Raw genomic sequence first — 18,713 nt, 5'->3', positions numbered from 1 at the left:
GCAGAACCCCTCACCCTGTCATTTCTGCTGAACGCAGAAATGCCGTCCCTCTCCCTCAAGGGGCGAGGGGAAGAAAGGGCTAGGCGCCTGGTAGATCGATCACGGCGCGGACGCCAGGGGCATTGTCTTCGATCCGGAAGGTCCCGCCATGCAGCCGCGTCACCGCGTCCACCAGCGAGAGCCCCAAGCCGGACCCCGTTTCGGAGCGGCTTTTTTCCAGCCGGACGAAGCGTTCCAGCACCCGTTTGCGGTCTTCCTCGGGAATGCCGGGGCCATTGTCGGCCACTTCGATCAGCACGCGTCCGCCATCGGTGCGCAGGCCCACATTGATGCGGCCCGTGCCTTCGCCTTCGGGCTTGGCGTATTTGACGGCATTTTCGAGCAGGTTGACCATAGCCTGGCCGATCAGTTCGCGATTGGCCCGCAGGTGGACGCCTTCGGCAATAGCGGTTTCGACCACAATGCCCTCGTCCTCGGCTACCGGGCCGTAAAGCTCGGCTACATCGGCCACGACGGCGCTGATATCGACATCGCTGAAGGCGCCGGAAGGGGCGCCGGCTTCGGCGCGGGCGATCATCAGCAGGGCATTGAAGGTCTGGATCAGGCGGTCGCTCTCGGCGATGGTGGTTTCGAGCGCGGCCTGTCGCGACTGGTCGCTGGCGCCGTCGCGCAGCGCCGACTCGGCCTGGTTGCGCAGGCGCGTCAGGGGCGTCTTGAGGTCGTGGGCGACATTGTCGGTCACTTCCTTGAGGCCCTGCAGCAGGGCTTCGATGCGATCAAGCATGGCGTTGAGATTGGTGGCGAGGCCGTCGAACTCGTCCTGCCGCTTAGTGATCGGAATGCGTTCGGAGAGATTGCCCGACATGATCTTGGTGGAGGTGTCGCGGATGGTGTCGATGCGACGCAGCACGCGGCGCGCGGTGACCCCGCCGGCAATCAGCGAGAACAGGATAATGCCCAGCACGCCGAACATGAAGCTCTGGATGATGATGGCCGAATAGCCGCGCCGCTCCACCACGTCGCGCCCCACCACGAGGCGCAGGCCATTGCTCAATTCCACCGAGCGAACCAGGGCATAGCCCGACCGTGGCGGGCGGATATCGGGCAGGCCGGATTCGGCGAGCGGATTGGACCGCTCATAGGCAAAGCTGTAGACGCCGGGCGTGATCAGCACTTCGGGCGGCACATCGGTCATGTTGCCCAGTAGATACTGCCCGGTTGCGTCGCCCAGATAATAGACGCCGGGGCCGGGCTGGCGGGAGATCCGCTCCACCGCGAAGGCCAGGGCGCGAATGCTCTGATTGGCATCCATGCGCTGGAACAGCCGTACTTCGCGGTCGATGTCATCGCTTTGCTGGCGCTGAATCTGCACGCTGGACTGCCAGCCGATAAAGGCCAGCAGCATAATGGCAAAGATGACGAAGATCAGGATGAACGTCGCCGTCAGCCGGACCGTCGATGTGCGCCAGAGTTGGACGAAGCGGTTCAATATCTACTCGCGGATCATGTAGCCGGCGCCGCGCACGGTATGCAGCAGCGGGGAGGCATGGCCCTTGTCGATCTTGGAGCGCAGGCGCGACATGTGCACGTCGATGACATTGGTCTGGGGGTCGAAGTGATAGTCCCAGACGTTCTCGAGCAGCATGGTGCGCGTCACCACCTTGCCGGCATTCTTCATCAGATATTCGAGCAGGCGGAATTCACGCGGTTGGAGCAGGATGGTCTCGCCATCGCGCTCGACCTTGCGGGAGAGCCGATCCAGTTGCAGGCCGGCAACCTCATAGCTGGTGGCCGCTTCGGCGGGGCTGGAGCGGCGCGCCAGCACTTCGATGCGGGCCAGCAATTCGGTAAAGGCATAGGGCTTGGTCAGATAATCGTCGCCGCCGGCGCGCAGGCCGGTCACGCGGTCGTCGACTTCGCCAAGGGCCGAGAGAATGAGAACGGGAGTCTTGTCGTCTTCGGCGCGCAGGCTCTCGACGATGGACAGGCCATCGCGGCGCGGCAGCATGCGGTCGACGATCAGCACGTCATAGTCCATGCCCGAGGCCATGGCATAACCGGTTTCGCCATCAGCGGCGTGGTGGGTGATGTGTCCGGCTTCATCGAGCGCCTGGATGAGATAGCTCGCGGCCTCGCGATCATCTTCGATGAGCAAAATCTTCACCGCACACTCCATCCAGATTGAGAAGACGGCCCCGGACTAAACTCCGGGGCCGGATTTGGCTTAGTTGCCGAGCGGCAGGCCGATGAAGCGGGCTTCGCCATCGCGGCTGGCCTTGACCAGGGCGGTATTGAGCCCACGGGCCTTGACCGCGTCCAGCGCCGATTCAAATTCCTGCACCGAGGATACCGGCTTGTTGTCGACTTCGAGGATGGAGTCGCCAACGGCGAGGCCCTTGGAGGCAGCCTGGCTATCGGCATCGACGTCCTGGATCAGCAGACCGCCCGAGCCGTCAGAGTTCGGCACCAGGGTGATGCCAACGCTGGACGGTGTGGGCGCAACCGGAGCCGGCGGCGTCGGGGTGTTCTGCTCGTTCTGGGCGACCTCTTCGTTCAGCTTGCCCAGCTTGACCGACAGCTTGGTTTCCTTGCCGTCGCGCCAGATGGTCAGCTCGACAGTGGAATCCGGTGCCTTGTTGGCAATGGTGCGGCTGAGGCCGAGCGCATCGTCGATCGGGGTGCCGTCAACGGCGGTGATGATATCACCGGACTTGACGCCAGCCGGACCGGCAGGACCATCGGGAGCCGCATCGCGCACGATAGCGCCCTTGGCATTGGCGAGGCCCACGCCATCGGCGATATCACGGGTCACGTCCTGGATGGACACGCCGAGATAGCCGCGGGTCACCGAGCCGCTTTCGATCAACTGGCCGGCAATGGCCTTGACCGTGGCAGCGGGGATGGCAAAGGCGATACCGACATTGCCGCCATTGGGCGAATAGATGGCGGTATTGACGCCGACCACTTCGCCCTTGCTGTTAAAGGCCGGGCCGCCGGAATTGCCGCTATTGACCGCAGCGTCGATCTGTAGGAAATCGCCGTAATTCGAGCCGCCGATATTGCGGCCGGAGGCGGAGATCACGCCGGCCGTCACTGTGCCGCCGAGGCCGAACGGGTTACCGATAGCCACCACCCAATCGCCGACGCGGGGCGGTGCTTCGTCGAATTTGACGAAGGGCAGATCGGTGCCTTCGATCTTGACCACGGCCAGATCGGTACGCTCGTCGGTGCCGACGATCTTGGCTTCCTTTTCGGTGCCGTCATCGAACACCACGGTCACCTTGGTGGCGTCGGCCACGACGTGATTATTGGTGACGATATAGCCGTCGCCGGAGATCACGAAGCCCGAACCGGCTGCCATGTAGCGGCGCGGCTCCTGCTCAGGAGCGCCACCCTGTGGGCCATTGCCACCGCCCTGCCCGTTGCCGAACTGATTGAAGAAATCATGGAACGGGTGATCTGGCGGCAGGTCGGGGAACTGGAATTGGAACTGGCCGCCGCCACGCTGCACGTTGCGGGGCGCGGAGCTATCTTGGGCTTCGACCAGAATGGAGACCACGGCGGGCTTGACGGCCTCGACCAGATCGGCAAAGCCGGCCTGGGGAACTGCGGTCGGGGGCACGACGATCTGCGCCGCCGGCTGAACCTGGGCGTTGGCCACCTGGCCCGTCAGAACATAGGCGGTGCTGACGCCACCAATGCCCACCATGAGAGCCAGGGTCGAAGCTCCGAGCCAGCGGCGGGTACGCGAAAGAATAGTCGGGCGCATGGAATTCAATCTCCTTGGGCAAGCCTCAACAGCTTATAGCGATGGTTATGAGCCCCGCGATCTTTCTAAGATGTTGCGCCAACATTAAGGTTTCGCAATGTTGCTGGCGGGAATGCGGCGGGCTTTCATCAAGGTTCCGCCACACTCCGCGGGGCCCGGCAAAACGCTCAATCGGCGCGGTCGTTCCCGTCTTGCAGTTCAGCCAGCACCGCGGCTTCGTCATCATCCAGATCAGCGTCATCGGCAGGGCTGCGTCGCCGCGCGGCAATTACCAGTGTGCCCAGCCCCACCAGCAACAGCAGGGGCGCCGCCACCCAGAGCAGGATGGTGTGTTCGTTGACGCGTGGATTGAGCAGGACATATTCGCCATAACGATCGACCAGATATTGACGCACCTGCTCATCGCTATCGCCGGCCACCAGTCGCTCGCGCACCAGCACGCGCAGGTCGCGCGCGAGATCCGCATCGCTGTCGTCGATGGATTGATTCTGGCAGACAAGGCACCGCAAGCCCGCCGAGATATCGCGGGCGCGCTGCTCCAGCACCGGATCGGGCAGGACTTCGCCCGGCCCCACCGCCAGCGCGGGGAGAGCCAGGCTCATGGCCAGTCCGAACATAAGCGCGCGGAGCCAGGTCATTCGGCCGGCTCCGGATTTGCCTGCGCAACCCGCTTGGGCACACCGACGCGCATGCGCCGGTCGGTCAGCGACAGGAAGCCGGCTCCGGCCATCAGCAAGGCGCCCAGCCAGATCAGGGTGATATAGGGCTTGTACCAGACCCGCAGCACATGGGTATCGTCGAGCGGTTCACCCAATTGCAGATAGAGCTGGGAGAAACCGTAGGTCTCGATGGCCGCTTCGGTGGTCGGCGTGCCGGTGGCGACATAGGTGCGGCGTTCCGCGATCATCGGGCGCGTTTTGCCATCGGGCGCGGTGATGGTGAAATGACCCTCATCGGCGACATAGTTCTGCCCGGCGGTCTGGCCGAAACTGTCAAAGGCGATGGAATAGCCCGATAGCTCGGCCGTCTCGCCCGGATTGAGCGTGGTGACCAATTCGGTTTCCCAGGCTGTCGTGGCGACGATGCCGAGCACGGTGACGCCCATGCCGAAATGCGCGATGGCCGTGGAAAAGGCCGAGCGCGGCAGGCCCGCCAGACGGCGCCAGCTTTCGCCCAGCGGAATGCGGCCCAGCTTGCTGCGATCCACCAGTTCGGCAATGGCGCCGAAAGCCACCCAGAAGCCGAGCAGCAGACCCAGTGGCGCCAGCGAAATCGAAATGCCGCCAAGCGCCGAAATCAGGATGGTGAGAAAGATCGCCAAAGCCGCCGCGCCCATCAGGCGCTGCGCGGCGGCCATGATGTCGGCCCGCTTCCAGGCGAGGAAGGGCCCGAAGGGCAACACCACCAATAGCGGCGCCATCAGCGCACCAAAGGTGAGATTGAAGAAGGGTGCCCCGACCGAAATGGTCGTGCCCACCAGCGCATCGAGCAGCAGCGGATAGAGCGTGCCGACCAGCACCGCACCGACGGCCGTGGCGAGGAACAGGTTGTTGACGATCAGCGCCCCTTCGCGGCTGACCGGCGCAAACAGCCCACCCTGGCGCAGCGAGGATGCCCGCAGCGCAAAGAGGAAGAACGCACCGCCAATGACCAGCCCAAGCAGCGCCAGGATGACGAGGCCCCGCGTCGGATCGCTGGCAAAGGTGTGCACCGATGTCAGGATGCCCGAACGCACGAGGAAGGTGCCGAGCAGCGACAGCGAGAAGGTGATGATGGACAAAAAGATCGTCCAGATTTTTAGGGCGTTGCGCTTTTCCATCACCAGCGCCGAATGCAGTAGCGCGGTTCCCGCCAGCCACGGCATGAAGCTGGCATTTTCCACCGGGTCCCAGAACCACCAGCCGCCCCAGCCCAGTTCGTAATAGGCCCAGTAGGAGCCCATAGCGATGCCCAGCGTCAGGAAGGTCCAGCTCAGCATGGTCCAGGGCCGCACCCAGCGCGCCCAGGCCTGATCGATGCGGCCCGAAATCAGCGCCGCAATGGCAAAGGAAAAGCAGATCGAGAAGCCGACATAGCCCGCGTAAAGCAGCGGCGGATGTATGGCGAGGCCAATATCCTGCAGCACTGGATTGAGGTCGTTGCCCTCAAGCGGGGGCGGCACCATGCGGGCGAAGGGATTGGAGGTGAACAGCGTAAACCCGCCAAAGGCCGCGACCAGCAGGCTTTGCGTCGCCAGCACCAGCGTCATCAGATCAGATGGCAGGCGCCGGCCAAAGGTTGCCACCATGGCCCCGAACGCCACGAGGATCAGGATCCACAGCACCATGGAGCCTTCATGATTGCCCCAGACACCGGAGATTTTGTAGATCAAAGGCTTGAGCGAATGCGAATTGTTGACCGCCAGCGCCAGGCTGAAATCGGAGGTGATGAAGGCCTGAATCAGCGCCGCGAAGGCCGCCGCCACCAGCACGAATTGCAACACCGCGCCCTGGCTCAACACCAGCGCAACGCGCTGCCCCCGCCGCCAGAATATGTAGCCGCCAATGGTGGAGACCGTGGCGACGGCAAAGGCGAGGATGAGGGCGAAGTGGCCGAGTTCGATGCTCATCAGTTGCCAGTTGCCTCCGGCCGCCATTCGCCCTGCGCCTTCAGCGCTTCGACGACTTCCTTGGGAATGTAATTCTCGTCATGCTTGGCCAGCACATTGGTGGCGGTAAAGCCGCCTTCGGGCGTCATGCTGCCTTCGGCCACCACGCCCTGCCCCTCGCGGAACAGATCGGGCAGGATGCCGGTATAGTGCGCGACAATGTCATGCCCGCCATCGGTGACGGTGAAGGTATTGTCCTGCCCGCTGCGGGTCCAGGTTCCGTCCTTGACCATGCCGCCCAGCCGGATGGGATGGCCCGGCGCAACATCGCGCGCGATGACATCGGAGGGGGAATAGAAAAACACGATCTGGTCACGCAGAGCCACCAGCACCAGTGTGGTCGCCAGCGCCACGACCACAGCGAGCCCGGCGATGATGGCGAGCCGCTTCTGCTTGCGCGACCAGCCCTTTTTGCGGATGGCGGCAGGCATGCTCATGGGGTCGCTCCATTCAGGGTCAGTCCGGCATTGAGCGCGATGGAATCCAGTTCACCACGATCGAATGCCTTTGGATAGGCCACGACGGCATCGTCATAGGCCATCTGGGCCTGCGCCTTGTCGCCAAGCACGAGATAGGCGCGCACCAATTGCGTCCATTCCTCGACCGAACCGCCTTGCGAAGCCAGCCGGTCGGCCAGTCCGCCCACCATCTGGGCGATCATCTGGGATTCGCCGGGACTGGGCCCAGCGGGTGCGCCATCATTCTGGGCAACGGCCAGCCCCTGCTGCGCCGCGGCCAGCCAGGGCTCGGTCCCCTGGGACAGCGCCAATGCGCCCTGCCAGGCCGTGGCCGCCTCGTCATATTGCCCGGTGCGGGTCAGCTCGGCCGCCAGATAAAGCCGGGGCAGCGGATCGCTGGGATCACTGACCGACGCTGCACGCAGCAAAGTCATGGCTTCGTCCGAGCCCGCACCATTGGAGTCAAGCAGCAGCGCTTCGGCCAGGCTGGTCTGCAGTTTCGGCGTGGGGCCGCTCAATTCGATGACCCGGCGATAGGCCTTCGCTGCATCGGCAAAGCGGCCCATTTCGGTATAGGCGGGCGCAATTACCGCCCAGCCGCGTACGTCATCGGGCTTGGCAGCCAATTGCTGCTCGATGCGAGCGACGGCCGTTCCAAGATCGAGCGACTGGGTGGCGATCTCGGTGCGGCCGGCCAAGGGTTGGCTGGGCAGGTTCGGATTGCCCAGCGCGGCATAGATGGCAAAGGCCAGGATGGCGATGCCGGCCAGCCCTACCAGAAGCGGCGTGCGCCCCAGGTCACCAGCGGCGATGGTCTTGCCGGTTTCCGCTTTGAGTCGAATGATTTCGCGCGCCAATTCGCTTCTGGCGGCATTGGCTTCGGCCTCGCCCAGCTTGCCGGCGGCCAGGTCCGCATCGATTCCGGCGAGCACCAGACGAAAATGGCTGTTGCTATCCCCCGTTTCCGGCGCGCTCACGTTGACCGCGCGTCCACCCGCCGCGTAAAAAAGTGCGGCGCAGGCTATGGCGGTAACGGCAATGGCGATGAACCAGAACAGCATGGATCCCAAATGCTTGACGCCGCCCAGCGGCAAGAACGCGCCATCTATAGGCCGAATACAGCGAAAAGCTACCCTCACACACATCATTGAGCCGGACGCATTGCCACAGGCCTGGCACCTGTCGGCATGAGCCAGATCCAAGCCGATTTCGCCATTCTGGGCAGCACCCCGCAAGCGCGGCTGATCGCTGGGCTGCTGGCCGGAACGCATGTCAAATCGGTGGTTTTTGCCGGGGAAAGCCAATCCGGTTTCCGCCTGCCGCGCGATCTCGATCTATCGATTGCGCCGCTGACCCGGCCGGAGAGTTGGGCCCTGCTGCGGGCGGCGCAACCATTGGTGCAAAAGCTGATCACCCGAATCGGCGGCCGGGCCAGTTGCAGCCGTCTCGATCCGGTGCTGTTCGCCGACGGCGCCGAGGGACAACAGGCGCTCGCCCATATTCGGCACATGGCCGAGGGCTTTGGCCTCGCCGTCGAAAAACTGCGGCCCAGTGCCCTGGCCAAAGGGCGCGAGGGCGTAGTGTTCCGCGACGCCACCATGATCCACCGCGTCGTAGTCGAACCGGCGCTCGACCGATGGATGCTGCAGCAAGGCGTGCACATACTCGATCCGCGCAGTGACGTCATGGTCCGTGCCGATGGCAGCGGGGAAATCCGCGCCGGGGAAACGGCTATATCTGTAACGCAATGCGTGCTGGCCGACGATGCGGCGATCCTGCGTCATCTACCCGCCGAAAGCTGGCCCGCTTTGCTGCTGCGCCGGCCCGCCACGACCATCCTCACCGAGCCGACCAGGCGGATCGCCGCGCCGGTCATGCTCGAAATCGATAGCGGGCTCACCCTCTGGCAGCGCCCGGAAAGCGGCATCGTAGCCTTTGGCACTGGGCTGATGGATCATGTGCTTGGCGAAGTGAGCGCGCTGCTCGGCGGCGTGGTGCACCGCGCCGGCCAATCGCAATATGAGAGCCTCGCCACACGCGACGGCGCACCCGCCGCCGGCAGGATTGATGGCAGCGGCGCCGATGTACTGGCCGGTTTCGGGCCCAGCGGCATGTTCTTTGCGCCCGCCCTCGCCCGCTGGCTGGCAGGCGTTGCAACGGAAGACGAAAATCGGTGGCTGGCAGCCCGGCTGGTCACGCGCTCGGCCCACACCTCGCCGGTTGCGGAATATGCCGCACCGCTGGAGGCAATGCCATGACCGGCCAGCCCAATCGATTGGCAGCAGCCACACACCAATTTTCCGGCAGCCTCATCGACCGCAGCAAGCCGCTCAAATTCCGGCTCGACGGCAGGATCATCGAGGCCTTTGCCGGCGATAGCGTGCTCAGCGCCGCGCTGGCAGCGGGTATCGACACAGTCGGCCAACGCGGCGGCTGGCCCATGGCGCTCAGCGCCCGCTTCGCCCCGCCCATCATTCCCGCGCACCGGGCCGGCGGAGCGCAACGCGCCCTTCCCATGGCCCGGGTGCCAGTCACCGAAGGCGCGGACTATCTCACCGTTGCTGATCCAGCCCAGCGGCACGGCCTGCTCGGCCGCATCCTCCGCCCCGCCTGCTCGCTCGGCCTCAAGCTCGATGGCGGGCAAAGCCTCGCCCAACCCTGGCTCGATAGCCCCACCGAAACGGAACTGGAATACGACCTCGTCGTGGTCGGCGGCGGCGTTGCCGGAATGGCGGCAGCATTGGCGGGGAGCAAGGCGGGCCTCTCGGTCATATTGATCGAGGCCTCATCAGTGCTCGGCGGCCATTCTCGCCTGTTCGGTACGCAGGATGGCGAGGAAACGCCCGACCAGAGCATCGAGCGCCTATCCTCCGCCATCATCAAAGCAGGCATCGCCGTCCAACTCGGCGCCGAAGTTACCGCCCTGCGACCGGGTCTCATCCGAACCCATATCGTCGATGCCGCCGAGGGCCATGCCGTCCTGATCCACGCACCCCGCATCATCCTCGCAACCGGCGCCATCGAGCGCCTCCCAATCTTCCCCGGCAATCGCCTGCCCGGCGTCATGGGCACGCTCGAAGCCTTCGAGCTGGCCAGCCACTATGGCGTGTGGCCGGGCCGGACCGCGGTGATCGCCACCGCCAGCAGCCCGGCCTATCGCCTCGCCATGCTGGCCCGCGATGCCGGAATATCGGTCACCCGCATTCTCGACGCCAGGCCGCAGCCGCAATCGCGGTTCATCGAGTTCGCCAAAGCCTATGGCATCACCATGGCGCCGGGTTTTCTGCCCGCATCGGCGGCCACAAACAACGGCCGGGGCATCACCCTGACGTCGCACCTGTCCGCCGGGCGGCAGACCACGCCAGACGCCCAGTTCAGCGCCGACCGTCTGATCATCTGCGGCGGCTGGCAGCCCGATCTCACGCTCTGGCACATGGCCGGCGGGCACAGCCAATGGAACGCCCAAGCCAACCGGCTGGAACCCTTGGAAGGTCCCAGCGGCGTCACCCTTGCCGGTTCGGCGGCCGGCTATTTCAGCCGTCACGCCGCCATCGATAGCGGCGCTGATGCCGTGGACATGCTGCTGGGCCGCGACCGCAAGCCGGTGCGTGAAGTCATCATCGACGCGATCCACGAAACGCCGGACGCCCCCTGCCCGATCGGGCCACTTACGCCCGAAGTGGCAGCACCAGCCATGCTCGACGGCGGAGTGCGGCTGATCGAGTGTCCGCAGACGCCGACCAAAGCCCGCCTATCCTGGCGCAAAAAGCCGCGCCTCTGGTCGCTGGCCGACACGCCGCGACCCCTCGATATCGCAGCCATAGCCGCGGGTGTGCAACTAGGCGTCATCCCGGCTGATAGCGCTGGCATTGTCGCTCAAGAGCGCGTCGGCATGGTGGTCATTGGCACCAGCGCCGCCCCGCCGCGTCAGCCGATCAAGCCGCCCCTCGTGCCGGCCTTCCTCGCTGCTCGCTTTGGCAACGGTGCCGAACTCTGGCTGGTCGCGCCGGTCGAACCACGCATACTCGACCCCGGCTGCCTCATCCACCGGTCTTCCAGCGACCACGACCCGCAACATGCCATCGGCGTCATCCTGCGCAGCAGCGACAAAGGCGCCATCGCCCTCGTTACAAGGCAGGCGCCGGAAACGCTCTCGCTACGCGACCATGGCCGCGCCATCGCAATCCGGCTGGTGACGCCGTATGTGGAGGAAGTGGCTTAGCCCCGTCGCTCGGCCGCGGCGCGGGCGCGGCGGAGTGTTTCGGCATATTCGGGGTTGAACCGGATCTCGGCCATCTTGATGCCCGCTTCCATCCGCGTGCCGACGATGGCATCGGCCGGGTTCTGCCGCAGCAATTCGAGATTACGCTGCAGGTGCATTTCCAGCGTCTGTCCTGATTGGCTCCAGGCCTGATCGAACAGCGCATTGAGCGCCAGGCTGTCGCGACAATCGCGGATCGCCGAGAGCAGATAAATTCCGTTCAGCGCCGCCAGCAGCCGGTCATTATCCAGCCGGTCGGCACCCTCGCGCGGCTTGCGCAGCGCCTGGTTGATATCGGGCACCACATCCTTGAGCCGCGGTTCAACACGGTCGGAGATTTGCTTGGTCAGGGTCGACAGTACCATCGACCAGCGGCTGCCGCGCGCGAATTCGATATTACCGGTCAGCGCCCGGATCAGCCGGTGAAAACGGTCCAGCGCCCGGCACATCAGGTCGATATCGGAGAACGGCCCCGTGGGCTGCAGCAGATGGAGCTGGTTCTGCGCATGGGCCAGAATGGCGTCGATCACCGGCCCGAAGCCGGCCCGCGCTACCGTACCCTCATTGGAATTGCCCGACAGGCGGATGATCGCCCCGACCACCCGGGTCGGATTGGTGATCTGCCCCATGGCCGCATGGAACAGCAGCGCCGCGAGCGGCGGATCCTGCAGGGGCATGGAATGGATGGCCGTGCTCAGCGCCGTCTCGTCGGCAATGGTATTGACCGCGCGGCCAAAGGCCTGCGCCTTGTCGAGCACGGCGCGATTGCGCAGCGCTCCCATGATGACCGGCAGGGCGGCACGCGCCTCGTCATTACCCAGCGCAGCGCGCAGCCGGCGGCCCGAGTCGAAATCGGCATCAGCACCCGCCACGGCGTCCCGCATGCGCGCCAGCACTTGCGGCATGGCAGCGTCGAGGTCGGCGATATCGATATCCCCGCAGAGATCGCGATTGACCCAGGTCCACACCGCCGCGGCCTGGCTGCGCGCCACCGAGCCCGGAAAGGGAAACACCACGGGATCGTCCACAATCACCGCATCGATCAACCCGGCAAAAGGCTGGGACGGCGAGGCATCGCCACGCGCAGCTTGGCGCGGTTCGGCGGCATCAGCGGGGTGGTTGGTGGCTTGGGACATCACGCGGTCGGTTTGGGAAGCAAATCTCCCCAAACCCTATCGTGGCTTGGTAAACAATCCTTACCTGCCCGCTGCGATCAGCAGATCGATCAGGCGGCGCCGGAGCCCGGCACCACGGCCCAATTGCCGTTCTGCTCGCGGCAGGCGGTGCCCTTCTTGGTGAAATCCTGGCCGTTGACCTTCACCGAGTGGGTGAAGTCGCGGCAATCGAGATTGTTCACGCGGACATAGGGGCCCACCGACACCGAGCCGGTCGTGCCCTTGTCGCCAGCCCACTGGCGCGGTGCGCCGGGGCGGCCGAACTGCAGCGCATAGAACTGGGCGCTATTGGCTTCGGCGGAATCCTTTGCCGTCATCGAGGCCAGGGCGGCCGAGTCGACAAAGCCATTGGCAACGCTGGTGGTCGCCAGGGCCTGCTGGGTGGTCTGGGCCGGGGTGGGCACATTCGGCATCACGATCGCCGGGGCTGCCACGATCGGCGCCTGCTGGATCGGCGCAGTCGGCGCCGTGCTGGCGCAGGCGGCCAAGGTCAAGGCAAACAGCGGTGTGGCGAGAAGGGCGATACGGTTCATGTCTTGGTTCTCGTTATCGGTCAGTGGCTCTTGTTGATGTATTGCGGCTAAAATGCGTCAACTTGCAACCGGTTTGGCCATTGAGCCCAGCCGGGCCGTCGGCAAGCGCAATTCTACCAGAAGACCGCCCAAAGCCGAGCGTTTCAGCTCCAGGCTGCCGCCATAGACATCGACCAATTCCTTGACGATATCGAGTCCCAGCCCGCTGCCCGGCGTTTTCTCGTCCAGCCTGACACCGCGACGCAACACTTTCTGGGCGTCTTCCTCGGAGAGGCCGGCGCCATTGTCGTCAATACGGATCAGCAGAATGGTGCCCGTATCGCCCCGCTCGGCGTCCAGCCGCACCCCCACCTGCCCCTTGGACCATTTGCAGGCATTGTCGAGCAGATTGCCCGCCATTTCCTCCAGATCCGCCTCGTCGCCCCGGAACCAGGGTAGCGAGGCATCGGGCCGCTGAAAGGCGACCGTCACGTCGGGATGGATCTTGCTCATGACCCGGGTCAACCGCAGCATGACCATGGTGGCGTCGGCCCGCTTGCCAACCACGGAGGTGCGCGCCGCCAGCCGCGCCCGCTCCAGATAAGTCGCAACCATGGTGCTCATCTTGTCGCTTTCGGCCAGCACCACATCGGCCAGCACGCCCTTTTTGGCGCCCGCCTCATTGCGCAGCACCGCGATCGGCGTCTTCAGCCCATGGGCCAGGTTGCCCACCTGGTTACGCGCCCGCTCGATGATCTGCGCATTAGAGCGCAGCAACTCGTTGACCTCCTCGGCCAGCGGCGCAATCTCGCGCGGATAGGTGCCCGCCACCACGCCCGTGTCACCGGAGCGGACATTTTCGATGGCCTTGCTGAGCCGGGAAATCGGCCGCAGGGCGAAGCGAGCGACGATGAAGCTCATCACCGCCAGCATAACGCAGACCGCGCCGAGCACGATAAAGGCCTGGCCGCGGAAATCGTCCACCAGTTCAAGGATTTCGCTGAGATTGCCGGTGACCACGATCTGATAGGTGGTTGGTGCCACCGTCACCGCCCGCTCGACCACGCGCATGCGGGTGCCAAACACATCGTCCATCACGGCCGTGCGACGGCCCAGCACATCGGGCGGGCCCGTCACCACTGGCAAGTCTATGCCCACCACCGATGTCGACAGATTATAGAGCGTGCCGTTGGCGTCGCGGATGGCCCAATACCAGCCCGAGCGCGGCCGGTCGAACCGCGGATCGGTCAGCGCGATTTCCGGGCTCACCGGATCGCCTGCCTCGAGCAGGGCGCCGGTCAGGCTCTCGACGTGAAATTCCAGCGTCTGCGATAGCGAGGTGTCGAGCGCGCGCGAATAAAGGTCGGTCAGCAGGAAGCCGGTGGCCACCAGCGCCAGGATCAGCCATCCCGCCGACAGCCAGAACAGCGATGCCGCAATGGAGCCCTTGCGCATCAGGCCACCCAGCACTGGCTAGTCCTCGGCGATCTGATAGCCGAGGCCTCTGACCGTTTGAATGCAATCCTCCGGCAGCTTCTTGCGCAGCCGGCCGACGAACACTTCGATCGTGTTGCTGTCGCGGTCGAAATCCTGATCGTAGAGATGCTCGGTCAGTTCGGTCCGCGAGATCACCTTGCCTTTGTGATGCATGAGATAGCTCAACAGGCGTAATTCATGGCTGGTGAGTTTGACCGATTGGCCACCCACCGTCACCTTGCCCGAGCGCGAATCCAGCCGCACCGATCCGGCAACGATTTCGTTGGAGGCTAGGCCCGCCGCGCGGCGCACCAGCGCACGGAGGCGCGCCAGCACTTCTTCCATGTGGAAGGGCTTGGCGACATAATCATCGGCGCCGGCATCGATCCCCTGCACCTTGTCGCTCCAGCGATCGCGCGCCGTCAGCAGCAGCACCGGGGTGGTCTTGCCCGCCCGGCGCCATTCCTCGAGCACGCTCAGCCCGTCCATGCGTGGCAGGCCGATATCCAGCACAATGGCGTCGTAGGGTTCGGTATCGCCGAGGAAATGGCCTTCCTCGCCGTCAAAGGCCACATCGACCGCATAACCGGATTCGGTCAGCGCTTCCTTGATCTGGCGATTGAGATTGGTATCGTCTTCGACAACCAGAATTCGCATCGATGGCCCCCCGGATGCCGTGTTATTGCGCGTTCAGAACCAGATTCTGGGCCTGACCGTCGCGGCTCAGCACGCCGATAATATAGACCAACCGGCCGCCCTGGTCACATACCTGCACATTGAGCACCTCGACACTGCTGTCGACGCCCGCCGATGCCAGCACGGCATCGAGCGAGACGATCTGCCCGGACGACACCGCTTCCTGGATCTGCCGCTTATCGAGGCATGCCTGGGCACTCGCCGTGCCGGTAGCGGCAAAGCCGATGGCCAGGGCAAGGACGGTTGCGGACAGCAATTTCATGATCAAGGTTTTCATGAGGGCAATCTATGGCGGCGTTGCTGAATGGGACATGAATATGGCGGTCATGTCCAGTTGGTGTGGGTCACGCCTTGCCGATATCCCCTTTAAGTCCTTTGCGCAGGAAAATTATGGCAAGCGCTTCCATAATCATCTGCCCGGCCGAGGCCCCGTCCAGTGCCGGCAACTCGACCCCCAGCAATTGCGCAGCGGCTGCCAACAGCATGATGACGGCGACGACATAGGTTTTGTATCCGTTGAGAAAATCCACAGCGATGCTCCAGTTTGAAGAAGGTGAAATCGGGGCAAGAGGCGTGCCCGCAGCCGCCAGCGCCGCCTTGCGGACCGCCGCAACACGATTGGTCCAGCCCTTGCCGAAAGTGGGGAAAGTCGACAGCCGATTGAGAAAGCCAAGCCGCCGGTCACAGAGTGCCGTGATCAGTCCTGCCACCTCCCGCGCCCGCACTGCCGCCAGCGTCAGCGGCCCGACCTGACCATCGGCCAGCACGCCCAATTCGGCCTGCAGCGTGCGGACTGCTCGGTCCGGCCCGGAATTGACGGCAAAATCGAACAGCGCCAGGTCGAGCCCCGAAGGCAGGTTTCCGGCCTTGCTGCGATCCCAATAACTCGCCCGATAGATGCGCGCCGCTTCAGCCCGTCCCAGGGCCTTCACCTCGGCCTTGGGCAGGTTCCACCACGGCGAGATATTGCGCCAGCGCGCCAGCGTCTTGTGCGTGATCCCCAGATTGGTCGCCCCGCCGGGATCACTGGGGTGGTCCACATAGCCGCCCTCATGCCGCAGCACCTCGTCGAGGCAGATGTCAAAGCGCGTCCTAGCCATGAAATTCTCCTGTCGCGACATGCCCCACGCCCAGCACTGAACTGATCTGCGCCACGCTGAATCCAAAACCGGCCGGCAGAGCGCCAAAATCGGCCATCTGCTCGGCCGCCCCATAGCTCACCGCTGGCGTGGCGCTGGTCAGCGTGCGCCCCAGCATCGACCCATTCATAATGGCCACCCGATACGCCTCCGGCTGATGCTCAAGCGGGGATTCCACCGCGCCCCAGCCATCCCCATCCGCCCGGCTGCGCCGCAGCCATGACAGGATCACGCTGCCATCCGGCGCCCGCCGCGCCCGCAATTGCGCCGGCGGCAACGGCAGTGCCGGAGCCATCCCGGTCGTGACCGGCCACACCGTGCCCGTCACATCGCTGCTGCCCGCATAAATGCGGAACGCCCGTTCCTCGCCCAACAACTGCGGCTCGACCGGCAGGCTCACCACCCGGTCGTCCAGCACGATCACCCGGCATCCGGCCGCCGCCGCCACGGGCTGCGTTCCCTCCAGCCCCCGCAACAACCGGCTGAGCCGGAAATGCCCCGGCGCCACCAGATCGGCCACCTCAAAGCCGATGACCTCCCAATTGCCCCCGCTCTCGACCGCAATCCGGTTGCTGCCCGCCAGCACGGCCAGTTCGTCCACTGCGGCCAGATGCCCGCTCAGCAGGCTCACCTCGATCGCATTGCCCAGGTCCCAGATACCCAGGGGCCCTATGTCGAATGCCGCGACCGTCTCCCCGATTGCCGCTCGCCGGGTGAGATCCGCCACTGCAGCACCCGTCGTCTCGTCGGTCACCAGCAAATGCCCCGGCCATGGCTGCGCATAGCCCGCCACCACCAGCCGCGACCGTCCCGGGTCGTCCGGCAATGGCGGCAGATGCGCCAGGGCCACCAGCGGCAGCACTTCGACAAATTCGCCGCCGCCCGGTGCCAGCGGCCGATCAATCGCCGTTGCCACCGACGTATTGCTCGGCAGGGTCCGCGCCTTGATCTGCCGGCTCAATCCATCGCGAATTTCGGCGATCTCGAACGGCCCCTCGGCCAGCCCAGCAATGGCAATCAGATCGCCCGGCTGCAGCGCCAGCAAAGACGGCGGCAGGGCAAAATCCAACGTCTCTCGCGCCGCTGCCCGGCTATCGAGCACCCGCTCGGCTGCCAGCCGCGCAGCCGCCCCATCCAGCACCAGCGCCACCGCCTCGCCCACCAGCGGACCATCCGCCTTGGCCAAAGCCGTCACCGTGCCGGTCAGATAATCGCGCTCCCGATCGACATAGCTTAGCGCCAGCCGCCCCGGTGCCTCCCTGGCATCACCGCGCCGCCGCGACAGTGTCGGCCCTTCCCCGGCCGCCAACTGCAATGGATCAAGCGTCAGTGTATGCACCCGTCGCGCCACCCCGGCATGCAGGCCATCCACCGTACTGCGCAGGCTCAGCCCCGTCGCTTCGAGCAGTGGTTCCAGCGCCTCCCGTCCGGTCGTGGCCGTACCCAGCACATAGCCCGACACAAACGGCGCCGCCGGTTCCGCCGTCAGCGCCACGCCATGCTCACTCGCAATCGCCGTTGCCAATTCATCGCTGGCCAGCCCACCCAGCCGTCCCGTCAGCCAATGACCCGTGCGATGGTTGGGGCCATCGGCCCACACGTCCACCTGTGCCGGAAATGCCGGATAGGGCCGCGCATCCCAGGTCCAGAGATACACCCGCGACACGTCGATCATACCGGCCGGATTATTGGCCGGATCGCGCCAGTAGTTTTGATGTGCCCGCAAAAACTGCCGCTGCATCAGCGGGTCCGGCAAGCCACTCGAAAAATACGGCCGCCCGCTTTCGGCGCTCTTGTCGTCGCCGAAAATATTGGGCTGGTTGGCCCCCTTATCGACCGCGCCACACCCGAGTTCGGTCAGCCAGATTGGCTTGCTACCCGGCACCCAGCCCGTCGGCGTCGGCTTGCGCACACCACCTGGCCGGTCATGATGCCACTGGCTCCACCAGCTGCGGATATCCTTGAAGCGCCACACCCAAGGTTCGCCGTAAGTCCCGTCGCTGATCGGCGACCGCAGGCCCGCCGCCCGGTCGGCCTCGCTGGCATAATACCAGTCAAACCCCTCTCCACCGGCAATATTGCCCTTGAGATATTCCAGGTCATAGCCATTGGCCGAGAGCGCGGCATCGGCATGCCCGGCCCCGTCGCGCCAATCGGCCAACGGCATGTAATTGTCGATGCCCACCGCATCGATATGCGGGCTCGCCCACAGCGGATCGAGATGAAAATACTTCTCGCCATCCGGCTGATAGCCCGAATATTCGCTCCAATCGGCCGCATAGCTGAGCTTGGTCGCAGCCCCCACAATGGCCCGCGCTTCAGCCGCCAGCCCCACCAGCGCCTCAACAAACGGAAAGCTGTTGCCGGCCCCCCGCACGCTCGTCAGTCCACGCATTTCCGAGCCGATCAATAGCGCATCGGCCCCGCTCGCTTTGGCAATCCCGGCATAGTGCAGCACCATCTGCCGATACCCGTTGGCCACAAACGCCGATACCTGCGCCGCCGCCACGCCTGTCTGGTCGGGCGACCCCGCCCGTCCAGACAGGCGTGGCGGCGGCGCAGGTATCGGCGTTTGTGGCC

At 64.9% G+C, this 18,713-nt stretch carries 16 protein-coding genes; 2 read left to right on the top strand and 14 right to left on the bottom strand.

All coding sequences use genetic code 11. From position 1 onward, the window contains the following. Nucleotides 1–79: 79 nt before the first annotated feature. The 7 genes from ACI3KW_RS20340 to ccmI all read right to left on the bottom strand — a co-directional run bounded on the left by ACI3KW_RS20340 (nt 80) and on the right by ccmI (nt 7,968). Nucleotides 80–1,489, bottom strand: a complete 1,410-nt coding sequence (locus ACI3KW_RS20340) for an ATP-binding protein (RefSeq protein WP_404849599.1) — start codon at nt 1,487–1,489, stop codon at nt 80–82. Nucleotides 1,490–1,492: 3 nt separating this feature from the next. Beyond that, on the bottom strand, nt 1,493–2,164 hold the full coding sequence (locus ACI3KW_RS20335; RefSeq protein ID WP_113123044.1) for a response regulator transcription factor: 672 nt from the start codon (nt 2,162–2,164) through the stop codon (nt 1,493–1,495). Nucleotides 2,165–2,224: 60 nt separating this feature from the next. After that, the gene (locus tag ACI3KW_RS20330; protein ID WP_404849598.1) at nt 2,225–3,769 is read right to left on the bottom strand and encodes a Do family serine endopeptidase; all 1,545 of its coding nucleotides are present in this window, start codon (nt 3,767–3,769) and stop codon (nt 2,225–2,227) included. Between the two features lie 167 nt (nt 3,770–3,936). Further along, complete coding sequence (locus tag ACI3KW_RS20325; protein ID WP_404849597.1) at nt 3,937–4,407, bottom strand: cytochrome c-type biogenesis protein CcmH; 471 nt, start codon at nt 4,405–4,407, stop codon at nt 3,937–3,939. Then, nucleotides 4,404–6,377 carry a heme lyase CcmF/NrfE family subunit gene (locus ACI3KW_RS20320; protein WP_404849596.1) on the bottom strand — a complete coding sequence of 658 codons (1,974 nt, stop codon included), beginning with the start codon at nt 6,375–6,377 and terminating at the stop codon, nt 4,404–4,406. The genes ACI3KW_RS20325 and ACI3KW_RS20320 overlap by 4 nt, the downstream gene beginning before the upstream one ends. Beyond that, entirely contained in the window at nt 6,377–6,853 is a 477-nt protein-coding gene (gene ccmE / locus ACI3KW_RS20315) for a cytochrome c maturation protein CcmE (protein WP_404849595.1), read from the bottom strand. The genes ACI3KW_RS20320 and ccmE overlap by 1 nt, the downstream gene beginning before the upstream one ends. Next, a complete protein-coding gene (gene ccmI, locus ACI3KW_RS20310) occupies nt 6,850–7,968 on the bottom strand; it encodes a c-type cytochrome biogenesis protein CcmI (RefSeq protein WP_404849594.1) in 1,119 nt (372 codons plus the stop codon). Before ccmI ends, ccmE begins: the two co-directional genes overlap by 4 nt. Nucleotides 7,969–8,061: 93 nt before the next feature. Here ccmI and ACI3KW_RS20305 point away from each other — a divergent pair, with 93 nt between their 5' ends. Then, entirely contained in the window at nt 8,062–9,132 is a 1,071-nt protein-coding gene (locus tag ACI3KW_RS20305) for a hypothetical protein (RefSeq protein WP_404849593.1), read from the top strand. Then, the gene (locus ACI3KW_RS20300; protein WP_404849592.1) at nt 9,129–11,096 is read left to right on the top strand and encodes an FAD-dependent oxidoreductase; all 1,968 of its coding nucleotides are present in this window, start codon (nt 9,129–9,131) and stop codon (nt 11,094–11,096) included. The genes ACI3KW_RS20305 and ACI3KW_RS20300 overlap by 4 nt, the downstream gene beginning before the upstream one ends. On the opposite strand, the gene ACI3KW_RS20295 is transcribed toward ACI3KW_RS20300, so the two are convergent. From ACI3KW_RS20295 to ACI3KW_RS20265, 7 genes are all read right to left on the bottom strand, one after another. After that, nucleotides 11,093–12,271, bottom strand: coding sequence for a hypothetical protein (locus ACI3KW_RS20295; RefSeq protein ID WP_404849591.1), 1,179 nt, complete (start codon nt 12,269–12,271; stop codon nt 11,093–11,095). The two genes, ACI3KW_RS20300 and ACI3KW_RS20295, sit on opposite strands and share 4 nt — an antisense overlap. An 89-nt stretch (nt 12,272–12,360) precedes the next feature. Next, nucleotides 12,361–12,843, bottom strand: a complete 483-nt coding sequence (locus ACI3KW_RS20290) for a hypothetical protein (protein ID WP_113123005.1) — start codon at nt 12,841–12,843, stop codon at nt 12,361–12,363. A 57-nt stretch (nt 12,844–12,900) separates the two neighbouring features. Then, entirely contained in the window at nt 12,901–14,292 is a 1,392-nt protein-coding gene (locus tag ACI3KW_RS20285) for a sensor histidine kinase (RefSeq protein ID WP_404849590.1), read from the bottom strand. Between the two features lie 3 nt (nt 14,293–14,295). After that, complete coding sequence (locus ACI3KW_RS20280; RefSeq protein WP_113123003.1) at nt 14,296–14,955, bottom strand: response regulator transcription factor; 660 nt, start codon at nt 14,953–14,955, stop codon at nt 14,296–14,298. A 22-nt stretch (nt 14,956–14,977) separates the two neighbouring features. Further along, nucleotides 14,978–15,271 carry a hypothetical protein gene (locus ACI3KW_RS20275; protein ID WP_113123002.1) on the bottom strand — a complete coding sequence of 98 codons (294 nt, stop codon included), beginning with the start codon at nt 15,269–15,271 and terminating at the stop codon, nt 14,978–14,980. 67 nt (nt 15,272–15,338) lie between these two features. Further along, entirely contained in the window at nt 15,339–16,094 is a 756-nt protein-coding gene (locus tag ACI3KW_RS20270; protein WP_404849589.1) for a glycoside hydrolase family 108 protein, read from the bottom strand. After that, a partial coding sequence (locus ACI3KW_RS20265) for a glycoside hydrolase/phage tail family protein (protein WP_404849588.1) occupies nt 16,087–18,713 on the bottom strand: 2,627 nt, incomplete at its 5' end. The genes ACI3KW_RS20270 and ACI3KW_RS20265, both read right to left, overlap by 8 nt.

Source organism: Devosia sp. ZW T5_3, from assembly GCF_044987315.1.
Classification (GTDB): domain Bacteria; phylum Pseudomonadota; class Alphaproteobacteria; order Rhizobiales; family Devosiaceae; genus Devosia.
This window is presented reverse-complemented; position numbering and strand designations above follow the sequence as displayed.